This is a genomic window from Stenotrophomonas sp. STEN225, from assembly GCF_056756445.1.
In genome coordinates, this window is record NZ_JBRRBV010000018.1 from 21969 (window position 1) to 39711 (window position 17743).

11 protein-coding genes and 1 tRNA gene are annotated in these 17743 nt (G+C 65.5%); 3 read left to right on the forward strand and 9 right to left on the reverse strand.

What is annotated here, in order from left to right:
- Positions 1-80 precede the first annotated feature (80 nt).
- From ACVOJ1_RS16000 to ACVOJ1_RS16020, 5 genes are read right to left on the reverse strand one after another with little or no spacing between them, the layout of a single operon-like run.
- On the reverse strand, positions 81-1196 hold the full coding sequence (locus tag ACVOJ1_RS16000; protein ID WP_197600249.1) for an amidohydrolase family protein: 1116 nt from the start codon (positions 1194-1196) through the stop codon (positions 81-83).
- Positions 1193-2086 (reverse strand): DeoR family transcriptional regulator, encoded by an 894-nt coding sequence (locus ACVOJ1_RS16005; protein ID WP_258012870.1) that lies wholly within the window; start codon positions 2084-2086, stop codon positions 1193-1195. Before ACVOJ1_RS16005 ends, ACVOJ1_RS16000 begins: the two co-directional genes overlap by 4 nt.
- Positions 2004-3338: a D-tagatose-bisphosphate aldolase, class II, non-catalytic subunit gene (locus ACVOJ1_RS16010; RefSeq protein ID WP_111187220.1), complete on the reverse strand. Its 1335-nt coding sequence runs from the start codon at positions 3336-3338 to the stop codon at positions 2004-2006. Before ACVOJ1_RS16010 ends, ACVOJ1_RS16005 begins: the two co-directional genes overlap by 83 nt.
- Before the next feature lie 17 nt (positions 3339-3355).
- Positions 3356-4294: an ROK family protein gene (locus ACVOJ1_RS16015; protein WP_053518015.1), complete on the reverse strand. Its 939-nt coding sequence runs from the start codon at positions 4292-4294 to the stop codon at positions 3356-3358.
- Positions 4287-5453, reverse strand: a complete 1167-nt coding sequence (locus ACVOJ1_RS16020; protein WP_065174327.1) for an SIS domain-containing protein — start codon at positions 5451-5453, stop codon at positions 4287-4289. Before ACVOJ1_RS16020 ends, ACVOJ1_RS16015 begins: the two co-directional genes overlap by 8 nt.
- Before the next feature lie 322 nt (positions 5454-5775).
- On the opposite strand from ACVOJ1_RS16020, the gene ACVOJ1_RS16025 reads away from it, so the two are divergent.
- The 3 genes from ACVOJ1_RS16025 (at position 5776) to ACVOJ1_RS16035 (ending at position 13645) form a co-directional block, all read left to right on the forward strand.
- A complete protein-coding gene (locus ACVOJ1_RS16025; RefSeq protein WP_346480632.1) occupies positions 5776-9129 on the forward strand; it encodes a TIM-barrel domain-containing protein in 3354 nt (1117 codons plus the stop codon).
- A 119-nt stretch (positions 9130-9248) separates the two neighbouring features.
- Positions 9249-12224, forward strand: a complete 2976-nt coding sequence (locus ACVOJ1_RS16030; RefSeq protein WP_065181474.1) for a TonB-dependent receptor domain-containing protein — start codon at positions 9249-9251, stop codon at positions 12222-12224.
- Between the two features lie 65 nt (positions 12225-12289).
- Positions 12290-13645: a Gfo/Idh/MocA family protein gene (locus ACVOJ1_RS16035; RefSeq protein ID WP_111187265.1), complete on the forward strand. Its 1356-nt coding sequence runs from the start codon at positions 12290-12292 to the stop codon at positions 13643-13645.
- A gap of 187 nt (positions 13646-13832) precedes the next feature.
- Here the strand turns inward: ACVOJ1_RS16035 and ACVOJ1_RS16040 are convergent.
- From ACVOJ1_RS16040 to ACVOJ1_RS16055, 4 genes are all read right to left on the reverse strand, one after another.
- Positions 13833-13909, reverse strand: a tRNA-Arg gene (locus tag ACVOJ1_RS16040).
- Between the two features lie 85 nt (positions 13910-13994).
- Positions 13995-15080: an alginate lyase family protein gene (locus ACVOJ1_RS16045; protein WP_346480633.1), complete on the reverse strand. Its 1086-nt coding sequence runs from the start codon at positions 15078-15080 to the stop codon at positions 13995-13997.
- Positions 15077-16390, reverse strand: coding sequence for an MATE family efflux transporter (locus ACVOJ1_RS16050; RefSeq protein ID WP_346480634.1), 1314 nt, complete (start codon positions 16388-16390; stop codon positions 15077-15079). The genes ACVOJ1_RS16045 and ACVOJ1_RS16050 overlap by 4 nt, the downstream gene beginning before the upstream one ends.
- A complete protein-coding gene (locus ACVOJ1_RS16055) occupies positions 16383-17738 on the reverse strand; it encodes a TolB family protein (RefSeq protein WP_346480635.1) in 1356 nt (451 codons plus the stop codon). The genes ACVOJ1_RS16050 and ACVOJ1_RS16055 overlap by 8 nt, the downstream gene beginning before the upstream one ends.
- Positions 17739-17743: the final 5 nt, after the last annotated feature.

Here is a 17743-nt window from a genome sequence, read left to right on the forward strand (position 1 = left end):
GGGCCCTGCCCGGCGGCGGTTCTTCGCAGATTGCGTTCTGTGGCGCCGCGCGATGCGTGGCTCTACGGCAGGGATGTTGCTCAGTGCAGCTCGACCACCCGGCCACCCACCACCACCTGCTGCAGGCGCAGTCCAGCGTCCAGCACCACCAGATCGGCGCGGGCGTCGGGCGCGATGCGACCGCGATCGCCCAGGCCCAGGTAGTCGGCCGGGAACGTGGAAACGCGCTGCGAGGCGTCGGCCAGATCCAGCCCCACACGCACCAGGTTGCGCAGTGCCTGGTCCATGGTCAGCGCGCTGCCGGCCAGCGAACCGGTCGCCAGCCGCACGCAACCGCCACACTTGTGCACGCGCTGTTCGCCCAGCGCGTACTCGCCATCCGGCATGCCGGTGGCGGCCGTAGCGTCGGTCACCGCGTACAGGCGCGGAATCGCGCGCGCGGCCAGGCGGATCACGCCGGGATGGATGTGCTGCAGGTCGGGAATGATCTCGGCGTAACGTGCATGGGCGAGCGCCGCCGCCGCGATGCCCGGGCGATAGTGATCGACGCCGGTCATGCCGTTGAACAGATGGGTGAAGCCGGATGCACCCGCCTGCAGAGCAGCCACACCTTCTTCGTAAGTACCCGCGCTGTGGCCGAGCTGCACACGGATGCCCATCGCCGAAAGCGCGGGAATCAGCGCCGTGTGTTCGCCGATCTCCGGCGCCAGCGTCATCACCCGGATCGGTGCCAGCGCATGCAGATGCTGCACCAGCGCCAGCGTCGCCTCGATCGTACGGTTGGGCTGCGCGCCCAGGCGCTGAGGGCTGATGAACGGCCCTTCCAGATGCACGCCGGCGATGCATGCGGCCTCGTCGTCCGGTGCTGCCATGGTGGCGGCCACGCCCTGCAGGGCGTACTCGATCTCGTCCAGGCCGGCGGTCATGGTGGTCGCCAGCAGCGTGGTGGTACCAAAGCGCAGGTGGGTGCGGGCGATGGTGCGGGCCACATCGCCGCCCTGCATCAGGTCCACACCGGCAGCGCCGTGCACATGCAGATCGATGAAACCGGGAAGGATCACCTGCAGCTGCGGGTCATCACCGCCGCTGTGGTCGTCCACCTGCAGCTGGCGCACATGCGAGTCGAAGTGGACATGGCCACGTCGCCACCCCAGCGGGGTGAGGATGCGGCCATGCAGGGAACGGGTGTCGGTCATGCGGGCGGCTCGGCGATGATCACTTCGATGCCCAGCCGCTGCAGGCCCTCGCGGGTTGCGTCGTCGATGCCGGCGTCGGTGATGACGGTATGGATCTGATCCAGGCGGGCGATGCGATGCAGGCTGACACGGCCGAACTTGGAGGCGTCGGTCAGCACGACGATGCGCCGCGCGCGCTCGACCATGCGGTGGTTGAGGCGCGCTTCCGCCTCATCGTGGGTGGTCAGGCCGAACTGCAGGTCCAATCCGTCCACGCCCAGGAACAGGGTGTCGAAGCTGTAGGAATTGAGGCTGGCCTCGGCCTGGCTGCCCTGCAGCGACAGCGACTGCTGACGCAGCAGCCCGCCCGTCAGCAGCACATTGATTCCGGCAGCATTGGCCAGTTCCCACGCGATGTTCAGGCCATTGGTCATCACCGTCACATCGCGGCGGCCACGCAGATGGCGGGCCAGCGTCATGGTGGTCGAACCGGAGTCGATGATGATGTTGTCACCGGCCTGCACCAGGTTCGCCGCGCAGGCGCCGATGGATTCCTTCAGGGGCAGATTCAGCGCATCCTTTTCATGGATGTCCTGCTCCTGCGGAGGCGTGCGTACCAGATTGGCGCCACCGTGGGTGCGGTTGGCCAGGCCCTGTGACTCGAAGTGGGTCAGGTCGGCGCGGATCGTCACCGCGGACACGCCGAAGCGCTCGACCAGATCGGCCACCTGCACCGAGCCGTGCTCGATCAGCAGCTGCAGGATCTGTTGCCGGCGGGAGCGGGTGTTGCGCATGGCGGAGTCTCGGGTCTGCTGTGAGGGGTAGAGATTAGCCGTTCGCAGCAATGCCGGCAGCGGATCGTGTGTCCTGACCGCGCTTGCCTGCCTGGTTGGCGCTGCAGGCGCGGGCATACTCGCCCAGGCACTGGCCGATGCGGTGCTGCACCAGGGCCGTCGGCGTGTTGGCCAGGCGGCCGTCACGCACGGCGCGGTACTGCTCCGGCAGGTACTGGCTCAGCAGCACCAGCGGTGGCGTGTGCTGCTCCAGGTTGAAGAACAGCGTCTGCACGGCGCGCAGCAGTGCCGGTTCGCCCCAGTAGTAGCGGCAGCGGTCACTGAAGGAATAACTGCGCAACAGGCGCAGCGTCGCCTGGTCACCCTGGTAGTAGGGTTGCCAGTACTTCGGCTGCGCCACCATCACCTCCTCCAGCACCTGTGGCAGGCGCGAGCACTGCGCAGCCGGCAGCAGCGCCTGTTCGATCGCTGCCAACGCGAACAGCGCCTCACGATAGGCGAAGGTGGCGGCGGGGCCGACCTTGAGGATCGCGAAATGATCGCGGACCAGCGCATGCAGTCCGCTTTCGCGCTGGTAGTCGGTGGAGTGCGCCTCGAACACGATGCGCGGCTGCTGCTCGAGGAAGTCGGCCAGCGCGTTGGCGGCGACCGGGTCGTACTCGTGCACGCTGCTGTGATCGAAGTCAACGCCCGGCTGCACCACCATCGCGATCACGCGCTGCCAGGCATCGCGCAGTTCGGGGGTATCGAATGCCTGCTGGTGGATGGCCAGGGTCTGCGCGGCGGCTGCCGGTGTGGTCACCTGCAGGCCGCCGGCCAGCGAGGCTTCGCCGCCGGGAACGGGCACTTCGGTGCCGATCACGTACACCGGCGCCGGCAGGCCGAGCCGGGCAGCCGTGCGCTCGGCGATCGTCGCCAGTTCCGACGAACGCGCGGCCACGGTGGCATCAGGCAGCGGCACCGGATCGTCGGCGCAGGACATGCTGCAGTCCAGATGGATCTTGTGGAAGCCGGCGGCCACGTAGGCTTCGATCAGCACGCGCGCGTGGGCCATCGCTTCGGCGGCGGGGCGCTTCTGCCAGGCGTTCGGACCGAGGTGGTCGCCGCCCAGGATCAGCCGCGTGCGCGGAAACCCTTCCTCATCTGCAAGCGTGCCGACATAGTCGCGGTACTGCGGCGGGGTCATGCCGGTGTAGCCGCCGAACTGGTCGACCTGGTTGGAGGTGGCTTCGACCAGCAGCACCGTGTCGTGTGCCAGTGCCACGTGCATGGCCGCGCGCAGCACCTGTTCGTTGCTGCAGCAGACGCTGTACAGGCCCACATTGTGGCCGGCGCGGTGGGAGGCAAGCAGGGTCTGCAACGGGGACATGGTCATGCTCCGGACAATCAGGAAAACGAGGGTTGGCAGGCAAGCAGCGCGGCACCGCGCGCGCCACCGGCATCGCCGAAGCGCGGGGGCACGATCGGCGGCACCTGCACGCCGTTGAACAGATGGGCAGCGATTGCCGCCGGCAGCTGCTGGTACAGCGGGGTGTACTGCGAGAGGCCGCCACCGAGCACGATCACATGCGGGTCCAGGGCCAGCACCAGCGCAGCGAGGCTGTGGCCGAGCAGGTCGCGGTGGATGTCCAGCGCGCTGCGTGCACGCGCATCGCCGCCTTCGGCCAGTGCGATCACCGCACTGGCATCGACGGCCGCGCCGCCCAGGTGGCGTTCGATCATCGCCAGGCCGCTGCCGGATACATAGCGCTCAACGCAGCCCTGCAGGCCGCACGCGCAGTCGATCAACGGCAAGCCGTGACGCTGCAGCAGGTGGCCCGGCACGCTCCAGTGGCCCCACTCCCCGGCCAGGCCGTTGAAGCCGGACAGCAGGCGGCCCTGCAGGCAGAAGCCGCCACCGGCGCCGGTGCCGAGGATCGCGCCGAACATGCTGGGGTAGCCGTCGGCTGCGCCGCCATGCGCTTCGGACAAGGCAAAGCACTGCAGGTCGTTGCCGAAGTGGAGCGGACGCTGCAGGCGTGCCTGCAGGTCGGCCGCCACGCTGTGGCCGGTCAGGGCCGGCACGTTGGCACTCAGCTGGCGGCCGGTGCGGCGGTCACGCACGCCGGGCAGCGCGATGCCGATGGCCGCATCGTTGCGGCCCAGTGCGGCGTCGGCGTCGGCGACCAGCGCCACCACCGACCGCAGAAAGCCATCGTAGTCACCCTGCGGAGTGGCCACCCGGCGGCGCCAGGTGACCTGCATCGCCGCATCGCACGCCACCAGCTCGATCTTGGTGCCGCCGATATCGATGCCGTAGCAGGCATGGGCGATCAACTCAGCCATGGTGGATGGTGACACCCTTGACCACGCGGTTCACCGTGCCGTCGGGGAACGGATTGTCCGGGGTCAGCCCCAGCGCGGCCGAGCGCTGCAGTGCGAACAGCTGGCCGAAGGCCAGCCACACCGGCGCCAGCCAGGGATCACCCAGAACCGGCTCCAGGACGGGTACGGCGAGGGTGTAGTCATCGTCGGCACCGATGTCCGAATGCGGGCCGATGGCCAGCACCTGGCCGGCCACGCCGTCGCGGCGCAGCTCGTCCAGCAGATCCTGCTCGTAGCGGCGTGCAAGCGGCTGCACGCTGCGCAGCACGATCACCAGGGTGCTGCCATCCAGCGTGGATTTCGGGCCGTGGCGGAAACCGAGCGGCGTGTTGGCCAGCGCCAGCACGCGGCCGGCGGTCAGCTCCAGCACCTTCAGCGCGCACTCGCGCGCCAGCGCTTCCAGCGGACCGCTGCCCAGGTAGATGACGCGGTTGAAGGGGCGCTGTGCCAGCGCGGCCACCGGTGCATCCCACTGCGCCTGGCCTTCGCGGGCCAGCGCAGCGAGCTGCGTCAGGCGCGCCACCCGCGTCTGCCACGGTGAGCGGTCGAACACGGTCAGCGCGGCCAGCAGCATGCAGGTCAGGCTGCTGGTCATCGCAAAGGCGCGGTCGCAGCTGGCCGACGGCATCAACAGGGTGCAGGTATCGGCACGGCCGGCACCGCGCCGGGCCAGTTCGCCATCAGCGTTGCAGGTGATGTCGAGGAAGCGTGCGTCATCCACGTCGCTGCGCACACGGTCCACCGCTGCCACGCTTTCCGGGCTGGAGCCACTGCGGCCGAACGAAACCAGCAGGGTGGGGCGGTCGCGTTGCAGATACAGCGCCGGATGGGTCAGCAGGCTGGTGGTATGCACCACACGGACGTCAGCGGCCCACTGCGCGTTGATCGCATCGGCCACCATCTCGGCGATGAAGCCGGAACTACCGGCGCCAGTGAACAACACGCGCTGATCGGGATTGTCGAGGCGGTCGCCCAGGAAGGCCTGCAGGCGTTCGCGGGCCTGCAGCAGATCCTGTGCAAGCGCGTCCCACAGTGCTGGCTGCTGGGCGATTTCAGTAGCGGTATCGGCTCCGCCCCGGCGCTGCCAGGCGGACACATCGGAAAGCAGGGTGACGTCCATTCGGAGGTTCCAGTTGGGCCATCGCACGATCTGTGTTTTCTTTCGAAATGTCAAATACCGAAAGCAAAAAGAAAGATAAAGAGCGCTTGACGTTTCTGGTAGACCGCAATCGTCCAAAACGAAAGGAATCGAAGAATGCCGTATCGCACCAAGCTTAACAGGGGAGTGCAAGCGATTACACAAAGTATTGCGCCGCATCAACTTTCGTTTCAGTCGAACTTATCTTACTTTTTGCTTTCCATTTGTTGACATCTTTCGAATCCCTGCCCTAGAGTCGGCCCAACCGCTTTCGAAACGCCCGGTGAACGGGTTGGGAGTCCGCGTGGAAATCTGCATTCGCCGCTCGCCGCTGATGCTGGCCCTGTTGCCGGTGCTGCTGCTGGCGTCCATGTCGGCCCACGCCGAACCCATCGGCAACCTGCGCTCGGTCACCGCCAGCAAGGCGGGCACGCCCGCCTGGGACCTGCAGACCGACACCGGCGCGCGCGTGCGCATCGAACTGCCGGCTGCCGACATTGTCCGTGTGCAGGCGGGGCGCAAGGGGGTACTGACCGGAGCCGGCGACAAGGCCGCGCCGATCGTGCTGCCCCAGCCCAGTGCCGACGTGCAGGCACAGCTGGAAGAAGATGCGCAGGAGATCCGTCTGCGCACCGGCGCACTCGTGCTGCACGTACAGCGCCAGCCGCTGCGCCTGCGGTTGGAGCGTCTGGACAATGGCCAGCCCACTGCGTTGTGGCAGGAGCTGCAGCCGCTGGACCTGGATGCTGCACAGAGCGTGCAGGTACTCTCGTCGCAGCCCGACGAAGGTTTCTTCGGCGGCGGCCAGCAGAACGGCCGTTACCAGTTCAAGGGACGCGAGCTTGAGGTGTCCTACTCCGGCGGCTGGGAAGAGGGTGATCGACCGAGCCCGGCGCCGATGCTGCTGAGCAGCCGCGGCTGGGGCATGCTGCGCAATACGTGGAGCGACGGCAGCTACGACCTGCGCCAGCCCGATCAGTCCACCCTGCTGCATCGCGAAGATCGTTTCGACGCCTACTACTTCGTCGGTGCCGATCTGCCGGCATTGATCGAGCGCTACACGCAGCTGACCGGCCGCCCCAACATGGTCGCGCGCTGGGCGCTGTCCTATGGCGATGCCGATTGCTACAACGACGGCGACAACGCGAAGAAGCCAGGCACCGTGCCCGAGGGCTGGAGCGATGGCCCGACCGGCACCACGCCTGACGTGGTCGACAGCGTGGCCAAGCAGTACCGGGCACACGACATGCCCGGTGGCTGGATCCTGCCCAACGACGGCTATGGCTGCGGCTACAAGCAGTTGCCCGAGACGGTGAAGGGTCTGGCCGGATACGGCTTCCGCACCGGCCTGTGGACGGAGAACGGTGTCGACAAGATCGCCTGGGAAGTCGGCAAGGCCGGCAGCCGTGTACAGAAGCTGGATGTGGCCTGGACCGGCAAGGGCTATCAGTTCGCGATGGACGCCAACCGCCAGGCGTTCAATGGCATCGTCGACAATTCCGATTCGCGTCCCTTCCTGTGGACGGTGATGGGCTGGGCCGGCATCCAGCGCTACGCGGTTGCCTGGACCGGTGACCAGAGCAGCAGTTGGGATTACATCCGCTGGCACGTGCCGACCCTGGTCGGCTCGGGATTGTCCGGCATGGCCTATGCCAGCGGCGATGTCGATGCGATCTTCGGCGGCAGCGCCGAGACCTACACCCGCGACCTGCAGTGGAAGGCCTTCACTCCGGTACTGATGGGCATGAGTGGCTGGTCGTCGAACGCGCGCAAGCACCCGTGGTGGTACGACGAACCCTACCGCAGCATCAACCGCGATTATCTGAAACTGAAGATGCGGCTGACGCCGTACATGTACGGGCTGGTGCACGACGCCGCGCAGACCGGCGCGCCGCCGGTGCGTGGGTTGATGTGGGATTACCCGCGCGATCCGCACGCGCAGGACGAAACCTACAAGTATCAGTTCCTGCTGGGCCGCGATCTGCTGATCGCACCGGTCTACCGCAGCCAGGCGGCCAGCCGCGGCTGGCGGCGCGACATCCATCTGCCGGCCGGTGGATGGATCGACTACTGGGATGGCCGCCGCGTGCAGGCCGGCGCCGAGGGCCGTCAGCTCGACCGCCAGGTCGACCTTGCCACGCTGCCGGTGTTCGTGCGCGCCGGGGCCATCCTGCCGATGTATCCGTCGATGCTGTTCGATGGCGAGAAGCCGCTGGACGAGGTCACCTTCGATCTCTATCCGCAGGGCGAATCGCAGTACACGCTGTACGAAGACGACGGCAACACCCGCCGCTACCAGCAGGGCGAATCGAGCACGCAGCAGATCCGCGTGCAGGCGCCGGCACAGGGCAGTGGCCCGGTCCAGGTGCAGATCGCGGCCGTGCAGGGCACCTACCAGGGCCAGCTGGCGCAGCGTCGCTACGGCCTGCGCGTGTTGAGCCGGCAGGCCCCGCGCGCAGTGCAGGCCGGCGCCCGTGTGCTGCCCGCGCTCGCCGACGCGGCAGCCTTCAACGGTGCCGACGAAGGCTGGTATTTCGATGCCCGTGAGCGTGGCGGCACCGTCCATGTGCGTACCGCCACGCAGGATATCCGCCAGCCACTGCAGGTGCAGCTGGACTTCGCCGTGACCGCCGCCGCTGCGGACGATGCTTATCCGGCCGCGCCGGTGCTCGGCCGCGAGCTGCCGGCCGACAGCCTGCTGGTGGTCAACCGCCCAGCGGAAGAGCCTGGCCATCCGCTGGAGAACGCGTTCGACGATGACCCGTCCACCTGGTTCCGCAGCGTGCGCAACCAGGCCGTGCGCACCGGCGCCCACGAATGGGTGGTCGGCTTCGGTGAGCGCCGGATGATCGACGGCATCGAGCTGGCGCCACGCAACGACAAGAACTGGAAGCATGGCCAGGTTCGCGACTACGAGGTGTACCTGGGCGACAGCAATGGCGAATGGGGCGAGCCGATCGCCCGGGGCCGGCTGCAGTTGAAGGAAGGAATGCAGCGCATCGACTTCCCCGCACACGCCGGTCGCCTGCTGCGTTTCCGGGTGCTGAGCGTGCAGAACCCCGAAGGTGACGGCGCCAGCAGCACCGACCCGATGGTCACTGCGGCACAGGGCAGCGCCCGCGCGTTCGACGCGTTGCAGCCACGCGATGTCGGCCCGATCGCGCTGTCCACCTTCCACATCCTCGAGCACCAGGAACCGGAGCGACCGGCCCGGCAGCGCTATCTCTCCGAGCTGCCGGTGCCGGCCGCGCTGGCCAGCCAGGTGCGCGCCGACCAGGCGTTCCGTGGCGAGGCCGGCATGCGCATGAACGGCCTGCAGTTCCGCCGTGGCCTGGGAGTGGGCGCGAACAGCCGCATCGACCTGCGTCTGCAGGGCGGCTGGCGTCTGCTGCGTGCGGATCTGGGCATCGATGATGCCTGCCGCAGCGCAGGCGGCCTGCAGTTCCAGGTCTGGGGCGACAACCGCCTGCTCTACGACAGCGGCCTGGTGAAGGCGCCCGGCGTGGTCAAGCCGGAGCTGGACATCCGTGGCCTTACCACCCTGAGCCTGCGCACGCTGGGTGCGCAGGGCAGTCAACCCGCCCAGGTCTGTGCCAACTGGGCCAACGCCGTGCTGATCGGCCAGGAGGGCGACTCCGCCAGCATCGTCGCCCCATGACCCCTTCGTAACACCGCTCCTCCCCCGCCCATACCGACTGCGGCCTGCTGGCCGTGGCCCGGGAGCGTTTTGCCCGCTGATCCACATTCGCGCCGCACCCCTGCCAGGAGAGAACCCCGATGTTGCCCGCACGCTACCGCCGCCCCCCCTGTCGCACGATCGCTCCGCTGACGCTGGCCATTGCCGGCGCGCTGCTCTCGGTCGCCCTGCCTGCCGCTGCGCAGGACAGCAAGGACAACGCCACCGACCTGGCCCGCATCGAGGTCACCGGCTCCAACATCCGCCGTACCGATGTGGAAACCGCTTCGCCGGTCCAGGTCATCAGCAAGCAGGACATCCAGAACATGGGTGCGCGTACGCTGCTGCAGGTGCTCGACAACCTGCCGGCTGCCCGCCCGGCGCAGCAGGATTCGCGCTCGCTGTTCACCGGCTCCGACGGTGCCTCGCAGGCCAATCTGCGTGGGTTGGGCGCACAGGGCACGCTGGTGCTGCTGAACGGTCGTCGCCTGTCGTACTACGGCGCACCCGCCGGCTTCCAGACCCAGTTCGTCAACATCGATGCAATCCCGGCTGCCGCCATCGAACGCATGGAAGTGCTCACCGATGGTGCTTCGGCGGTGTACGGCACCGACGCCGTGGCCGGTGTGATCAACGTGATCACCAAGCGCAACTTCCAGGGCGCGGAGATCAACTTCACCAACGATACGTCATCGCGCATCGACTCCTACGGTGAGCGCCAGGCCAGCATCACCGCCGGCTTCGGCGACCTGGCCGAGAACCGCTTCAACATCTACGGTGCGGTCAACATGTACCGCCGTGACGCGATCCCGTTGCGTGATTTCTACGACAAGCGTCCCGAGCAGTACTACGTCAACAATCCCAATTACCTGACGAACCTGCGCCTGGGCGTGGGCAGCAAGCCGGGTGAGTTCAACCCGGGCAGTTACTTCGCCTTCGATCCGGTCACCGGCCGCCGCGTGCAGGAGGCCGCACCCGGGTGCAAGAACGTGCTGCAGGGCGAGGCCGCCGGTCCGCGTTGTGTCTGGGAGACCTGGATGAACAACGAGATCGACGCCGGCGCCAAATCCGAGCGCAACACCGCCTACCTCAATGGCACCTTCCTGGTGGGCGACTCGACCGAAATCTTCGCCGAGGCGACCTACACCGACATCGATCTGCGTGCCAATGGCGGTACACCCCGCAGCTATGGCACCACCACCGGTAACCCGACCAGCTGGTTCTCCCGCGATACCGGCACTACGGTCAACCAGTTCCTGTATCCCTACCTGGGGCCGAACAACGAGTACAACCACGCCAGCCCTGAACTGAAGGCGATGATGGGCGGCGTAGTCGGCCTGCAGTACCTGCTGCAGGATGCCGGCGCCAACTACTTCGGCCAGCGCAACACCGACAAGAGCTACCGCGTGCTGACCGGTGCACGTGGCAACATGGGTGACTGGAACTGGGAAACTGCTTTCGCCACCGCCGGCACGCACTCCACCACCTACCAGACCATCAACGTCAACCTGAAGGGCTTCGAGAAGGCCTTCGGCCCGTACTCGGTGGATCCGGGTACCGGGCGGGTGATCATTTCCGACCATCCGGCATACAAGTTCGGTGAGATCAGTGAAGCCAACGCAGCGCTGATCCGCGAGGCGTTCCCGACCTTCGACATCCAGTCCTGGACGCGCCTGCACACCCTGGACGGCAAGATCGAAGGCCCGCTGTTCCAGCTGCCGGCCGGTGAGATGCGCGCCGCGTTCGGCTTCAATGCCAGCCGCGAAACCTTCTACACGCCGGGCAATGCCGACGCAGCCGCCGGCCTGATCACCCAGCAGGGCGGCTCGTGGTTCGACGGTGCGCGCAACACCTATGCACTGTTCGCCGAAACGGTGGCGCCGATCACCGACAAGCTGGAACTGGATGCCGCGGTCCGCGTGGACAAATACCCGAACTTCAGCGCCAACGTCGCACCCAAGATCGGCTTCAAGTACCAGGCATTCGATCAACTGATGCTGCGCGGTACCTATTCGACCGGCTTCCGTGCGCCGAGCCTGGCCGAGTCCGGCAGCGGTGGCGTGTTCGCCCAGCTCGGTGGCTACCGCGATGAGGTGCGCTGCGCCGAGACCAACGCAATCGCCGACCTGTTGCGGCAGTCGCAGCGCGCCGGTGACGTGGACCTGGGCAAGAGCCTGGCCAACGTCGATTGCAGCCGCACCGTGGCCCGAATGACCCAGCCCAACCAGGACCTGAAGCCGGAGAAGGCCAAGATCGCCACCCTGGGCTTCGTCTACGAGCCGGCCAGCTGGCTGTCGGTGTCGGCCGACTACTGGTTCATCTACCGCAACAACGAGATCGTCGCCCCGGATTTCAGCCGTGATACCGACATCATCTCCTCCACCCGTTCGCCGATCACTGATGCCGATCGCGCAAACCTGGCCCAGCTGGCGGCGATGTGCGCCGACCCGGCCAGCGGTGTGAGCTGCCCCTCGGTCCTGCCCGGCTACAGCGTGGGCAACGTGGCCAGCGTGGTCGGCCAGTACAAGAACCGCGGCAAGACCCTGGTCGACGGCTTCGACGTGGACGCACGCAGCCGCTTCTCGCTGGGCGAGTGGGGCGGGCTGAACGTGGGCCTGGCCGCCACCATCGCCAATCGCAACCGCTACTACATGGATGAGGAAAGCGGCTGGTACTACGGCGACGTGGTGGGCTACTACAACAACCCGCGCCTGCGCGCCACGCTCAACGCCGACTGGACCTACAAGCAGGTGACCACCAGCATGTTCGTCAACTACGTGGGCGGTACCAAGTGGGCCCGTGACCGCGTGGATGAGGTGGATAACAACAAGGAGACCTGCACCGCCGGCTACCTGGCGCTGCAGGCCAGCAAGTGCGACGGCGCGCCGTCCTGGTGGACAGCCAACCTGAGCGTCACCTGGCGCCCCGACGACGCCTGGAACCTGAGCTTCACCGTCAAGAACCTGTTCGACCGGCTGCCGTTCTACGATCCGAACAGCTTCCTGGGTGACTCCAGCGACTACGCGACGATCTTCGGCCGTGGTTACAGTGTGACCATCGGTTATCGATTCAAGTAAGCAGGTTCGAGTGATCCAGCGCGCCGGTTGCGGCCGGCGCGCTTCCAAGAGGAGAGATGTTTGCCATGAAACGCAGGGAGTTCATCGCGGCCAGTGCCGCCGTCGCCGCCAGCAGCCTGTTGCCACAGACCCCGGCCTGGGCGCGCGGGCGCACGCTCCGCCTGGCCATGATCGGTACCGGCATGCGCGGCCAGGTACTGTTGAAGGAGCTGGTGCGCCGCGACGATGTCGAGGTCATTGCACTGTGCGACATCGAGCCGATCATGCTGGGTCGTGCCGTGGACATGGTCACCAAGGCCGGCAAGCCTGCGCCGAAAACCTATGGTCAGGATCGCGACAGCAACGCCTGGAAGCGCCTTCTGGAACAGAAGGGCATCGATGGCGTGATCATCGCTACGCCGTGGGAATACCACGCGCCGATGGCGATCGCCGCCATGCAGGCGGGCGTGGCCGTAGGCTGCGAGGTGGTGGCCGGCATCACCCTGCAGGACCACTGGGATGTGCTGAAGACCCAGCTCACGACCGGCACGCCGTACATGCTGCTGGAGAACGTCTGCTACCGCCGCGATGTGATGGCCGCCCTGCAGATGGTGCGACAGGGCCTGTTCGGCGAGCTGGTGCATCTGCAGGCCGGCTATCAGCACGACCTGCGCGGGGTGAAGTTCAACTCCGGTGATCCCAGCCAGCCTTACGACAGCGGCGTGGAGTTCGGTCCCAAGGGCTGGAGCGAGGCACGTTGGCGCACCGAGCATTCGGTGGAGCGCAACGGCGAGCTCTACCCCAGCCACAGCATCGGCCCGTGCGCGATGTACACCGGCATCAACCGCGGCAACCGCTTTACCCATATCAACGCTTTCGCGACCAAGGCACGCGGCCTGCACGAGTACACCGTGGCCAAGAGCGGTGGCACCACCCACCCCAGCACCCAAGTGAAGTTCAAGCTGGGTGACATCGTGACCACCACGCTTGCCTGCGAGAACGGTGAGACCATCCTGCTGCAGCACGACACCTCGCTGCCTCGACCGTACTCGATGGGCTTCCGCGTGCAGGGCACCAAGGGTCTGTGGATGGACGTCAACCACTCCATCCACATTGAAGGCCGCAGCCCGCCGCACCAGTGGGAAGAGTTCAAGACCTACCAGGATCAGTACGAGCACCCGTTGTGGAAGCAGCATGCCGACACCGCGGCCAGCGCCGGTCACGGCGGCATGGACTGGTTCGTCATCCATGCGTTCGTCGAGGCACTGAAGGCCAAGGCGCCGATGCCGATCGACATCTACGATGCAGTGACCTGGAGCGCGATCACCCCGCTGTCCGAGCAGTCCATCGCCAATGGCTTCCAGACGCTGGAGTTCCCTGACTTCACCGCTGGCGCGTGGAAGCAGCGCAAGCCGATCTTCGCCTTCGACGGCACGTACTGATCCGTACACCCACGGTAGCGCCGGGCCATGCCCGGCGTTGCTGTGTGGACCGGTGTGCTCGCCCCTGTGGCGCTGGGCCTGCGCTCGGCGGCTGCCGGCTTCCAGTTCTTAGCGTGGAAGATCAGCGGCCTGCTGATTCTGGGGCCGTGCCGGTGGGCCAACAATCGATGGCCTGAGCAGGGAAAGATGGCGCGCCCGGAGGGATTCGAACCCCCGACCAATGGCTTCGGAAGCCACTACTCTATCCGGCTGAGCTACGGGCGCGTTGGCCGCATAGTGTATGCCTACTTTTGCGTTTTCGGAAGTCCAGCAAAGCAGGGGCCGACCCGTCAGGGCTGCGAGGGCGGCACTACCCGGCTTCCCTTGCCCGCAAACGCTGCCTGCTCTTCTCAAGCGCCGACTCGAAGCGCTTCACGCTTCCGCCCAGGAAGAAGAAGTGGTCGGACTGCTTCGCGATGATTGCCTGATAGGCGTTCCTCAGTTCCGGGTCGTTCGACAGGTAGTTCGCCAACAGAGGAAGGCCAGGCAGCGATTCGCTCGGAAGCTGCGGGCCTGCGACCTTCGCTATGGGCCCGCCAGTGCCATCGCGGAGATCGACAAGGAGCGTACGGGTCAGGCGCGAGAGCGGCGCGACCTGTTCACTGTTCCCCGCGACCTGCTGCATGGCTGCGAGCGGGATGGCCGCAAAGAGATGGTAATGGGTTGCGCGCTTGCCCCGGGCAACCTCGGCAGGGAGCAGGCCCTGCTGGGTCACCTGCGCAAGCCCACGTGAGAGCACGCGCTGGCCGGCTTCTTCAATGGATCGATCCTTCAGCACGGCCGCTGAAAGTACGAGGGAGAGACCGCTCCAGTAATAGTGGTTATCGACTGGCTGGGATTGAAAGAATGCGTTTGATGCATCCGCCGCTTGTTTGATCCACGCCCTGGTCGGTGAATCGAGGACACCCTCCAGCTGTGCTTCATCAAGGCCCAGCAGGTTGGCCAGCACGGCGACCATCAGCCAGTCACGGAAGTATCTGTCTTCCCGGCTGCGCGGTTCTCCCAGATAGTCTGTGCGAGCCATTTCATGGACCAGGTTTGTGATGCACTCTCCGACCTGGGCACGACCCGCAGACTCAGCCTCCGCATACTGGGCCGCCAATCGGTTCAGCGCCACCACGGGCCCGCCGATTCGCGTACGGACCGGCTTCTGCTCCGCCACCGCTTTGGGGTTCATCGTGGAGAACGTCGCGTCAACCGACGGGCCGTAGTAGCGCGAGATGATTCCCATCTCCGGGGACATCTGGGGCATCTTCGGACACGCGGATCCTGCGGCATGTCCCTCGCCCACGCTGGCGAGCAGCAGCAGCGCAAACAGCATTGAACAGAGCCGGGTCCAGAGGGTGTTCGACCTGCGTGCATTGGCAAGGGCAGGAATGCTGGCGGAAATCATCATCGACGTAACCTCATTCTGAGTTTCTCCATCAGAGCGCGCATTCCGGCCAGGTCATCACGGTTGATGATCAGGAATCGGTGAATGGGAACGGAGAAAGCGACCCGGTATACGAGAAGGAAGGAGAGCGTTAGTACAACGTTCGAGATCAACATGGAAATCGCCGCACCGTTCAGGCCATAGGCCTCCGTCAGCGGCTTGGCGGTAACGATGTTGAGCATAACTCCCGGAAGCATCAGCAGGAAAACACGGAACGGGGACAGAACCACCGAGAGACTGGGGAACAGGATCGTCCAGGGTGCACCACTGAGCGTTGCAGCGACCAGGAGCACGAACAGCCAGCCATCTGCGGAGAACTGTGAACCCAGCAGCAGCGGGACCGACACATCCGCCGTGGCGATCATGGCCACGGATACTACGGTGAACAGCAGCATGGAGGTGCGAAGCATGGCTGCGCTGCTGTCGACGGCCTCCTTGGTGCTGGATGAGCGGACGCTGTATGAGAATGCCACTACCGCAATGGCCATGCCCACTTCGGTGATGATCTCGGTCAACCGCTGCAGGGCGAAGAACGTACCTGCATCATCACTTGCGGAGGTGTGGCTGACAACCAGGAACGAGACCCGCTTGGCCGCGTTCATCAGCAGCACTGAGAGCATGAACAGGAAGCCCCGGCTGACCAGTTTCCAAGCCAGCGCGGTCGCAGTGCTCTTGCCGGATGGAACGCGGATTGCTGGCAGCTGCTTTGCGAAGAGATAGAGTGCAGCGGCAACCTGGGATATTGCCAGGGCCCATACTGCGCCAAGGAGCGTGAATGCACCGGGGATGACGAGGAGCAGGACAGTGCCGATCAGCAACGCTATTCTGGATGCCAGCTCCGACCGGTTGAACAACTTGATGTCGCCGGTTCCGAGGGGGGTTCCCTGCATCATGCGCAAATAGAGCATGGCCGCCAGAAGGATCGAGAACGGAGCGGCAAGTTGGGCCGGGTCCATCCCCAGATCGGACGCGCGCAGGGTCAGATACGCCGCCGGCACACCCAGCACTGAAAGGACCAGCCACAGGAAGAATCCGCTGCGGGTATAGTCGTGCGTGAGCGCAGGTTCCTTGCCGATGAACACGGCAAGAGAATTGCGGGTGCCCAGGTCGAGAATGGTCGAGTATATGAGCGTCGTCGAGAAAATGAATCCGTAGGCAGCCATCTCCGCCAGGGAGAGCTGCCTGGCGACGATCAGAAAAACCAGAAGATTGACCGATTTCGCTCCAAAACGCGTGACGATCGTCGCAAGTGTATCGAGCGCTCGCTTAGCCATGAGCGCGGGTAATCTGTCGGGTGTCGGCAATCAGGACCTGTCGGAATCCGTCCACGATCCCGTTGAAGGCAATGCGGGTGCCATCGCTGGACCACACCGGATGCGGATCTATACGCCGAGGACCGTTGAGGTTCTTGGTATGAATCCAGCAGAGCGCCTGTTCCTTGTTTGTTTCAAGGTCAATGAGGCGCAGCGGTATATCGTTCTGGGAGTTTCTGAATCCCTCCGACACATAAGAGTCGGTCACCAGGAACCGCCCGGAAGGGTCCAGGCTTGGGTGCCCGCTGCCCTTGTGGCCCGGAGCGACGGTTTCCAGGCAGGTGCCATCGGCCTTGAAGCGCACGAACGCCATCGGCTTACCTTTCGGGCGAAGGTTCATCAGGATGTGCTCGCCGTCCGGAGTCCAGTTGGGATGATGGCCCCCGACCCGCCATAGCGCATCCGGCATGGCGAGCTTGATGTTGGAGCCATCCAGATTCATGGTCACCAGCTGAACCGGCGTTCCGCCGCGGAGGCGTACGCCGGTGCAGAAGAGCACGGCAAAGAGTTTCGTGTTGGTGGGATTGACCTTGACGTTAAACACATAGTACGTGCTGCCTGCCAGCTCTGATTGATCCGGCAGGCATTCAACGATGTCCCTCAAGCTCACCAGAAGCTTCCGTTCCCCGGTCACAAGGTCGGTCCGCCAGATGCCTTCCGTCGAACTCAGGGGCGTTGTCTGCCGCTTCTTTCCGGTCAGCGGATCGGCTACGCCATAGCCCGGGATGATCGCGTTCACATATTCGATGTCGGGAGCATAGGAGTACCGTCGGTCTGGGGAGAGACCATAGACGGGTCCATCCAGAGGGACGACCTTCCGTTGGGCGCGTTCGATGCGCACGCCCGTGGCTCGTCCTTCGACGACGTCGTTGCAGTACAGGATGTCATCGCTGCTGCCCCACTGCACGTTCGCGCCGAGCTGCGCCCCCCAGCCCAAGGTCTCGTGCACGACCTCGCACCCGCCTTCGACCAGGTCAATCACGCACACACGTGCCTTGTCGCCCGGAATGGGGATGCGCTCGATGAACGGAACCTGTGTCACGGCAAGGAAGCGGCCGCTCGGAGAGAACGGGTCAACGTCAAAGAAGGTGGTCATGTAATGACCGGAGTCAGGACTAACCGTCGACACCGGTACCGCACTCTCCTGCGGTCGGTAGGGCCTGGATGGGCTGTCGACTCTAAGGGGGGCCTTGCTCCAGTCACGCATCGGGCCGCGGGCGTGCGCGAGAGCCTGTCGCGCCAACTCCGGCGCTTCCTTCAGCCTTCGCTTGAGGTACTTCAGGTTGTTAATGAAGATCTGAGTGTTCATCGAAT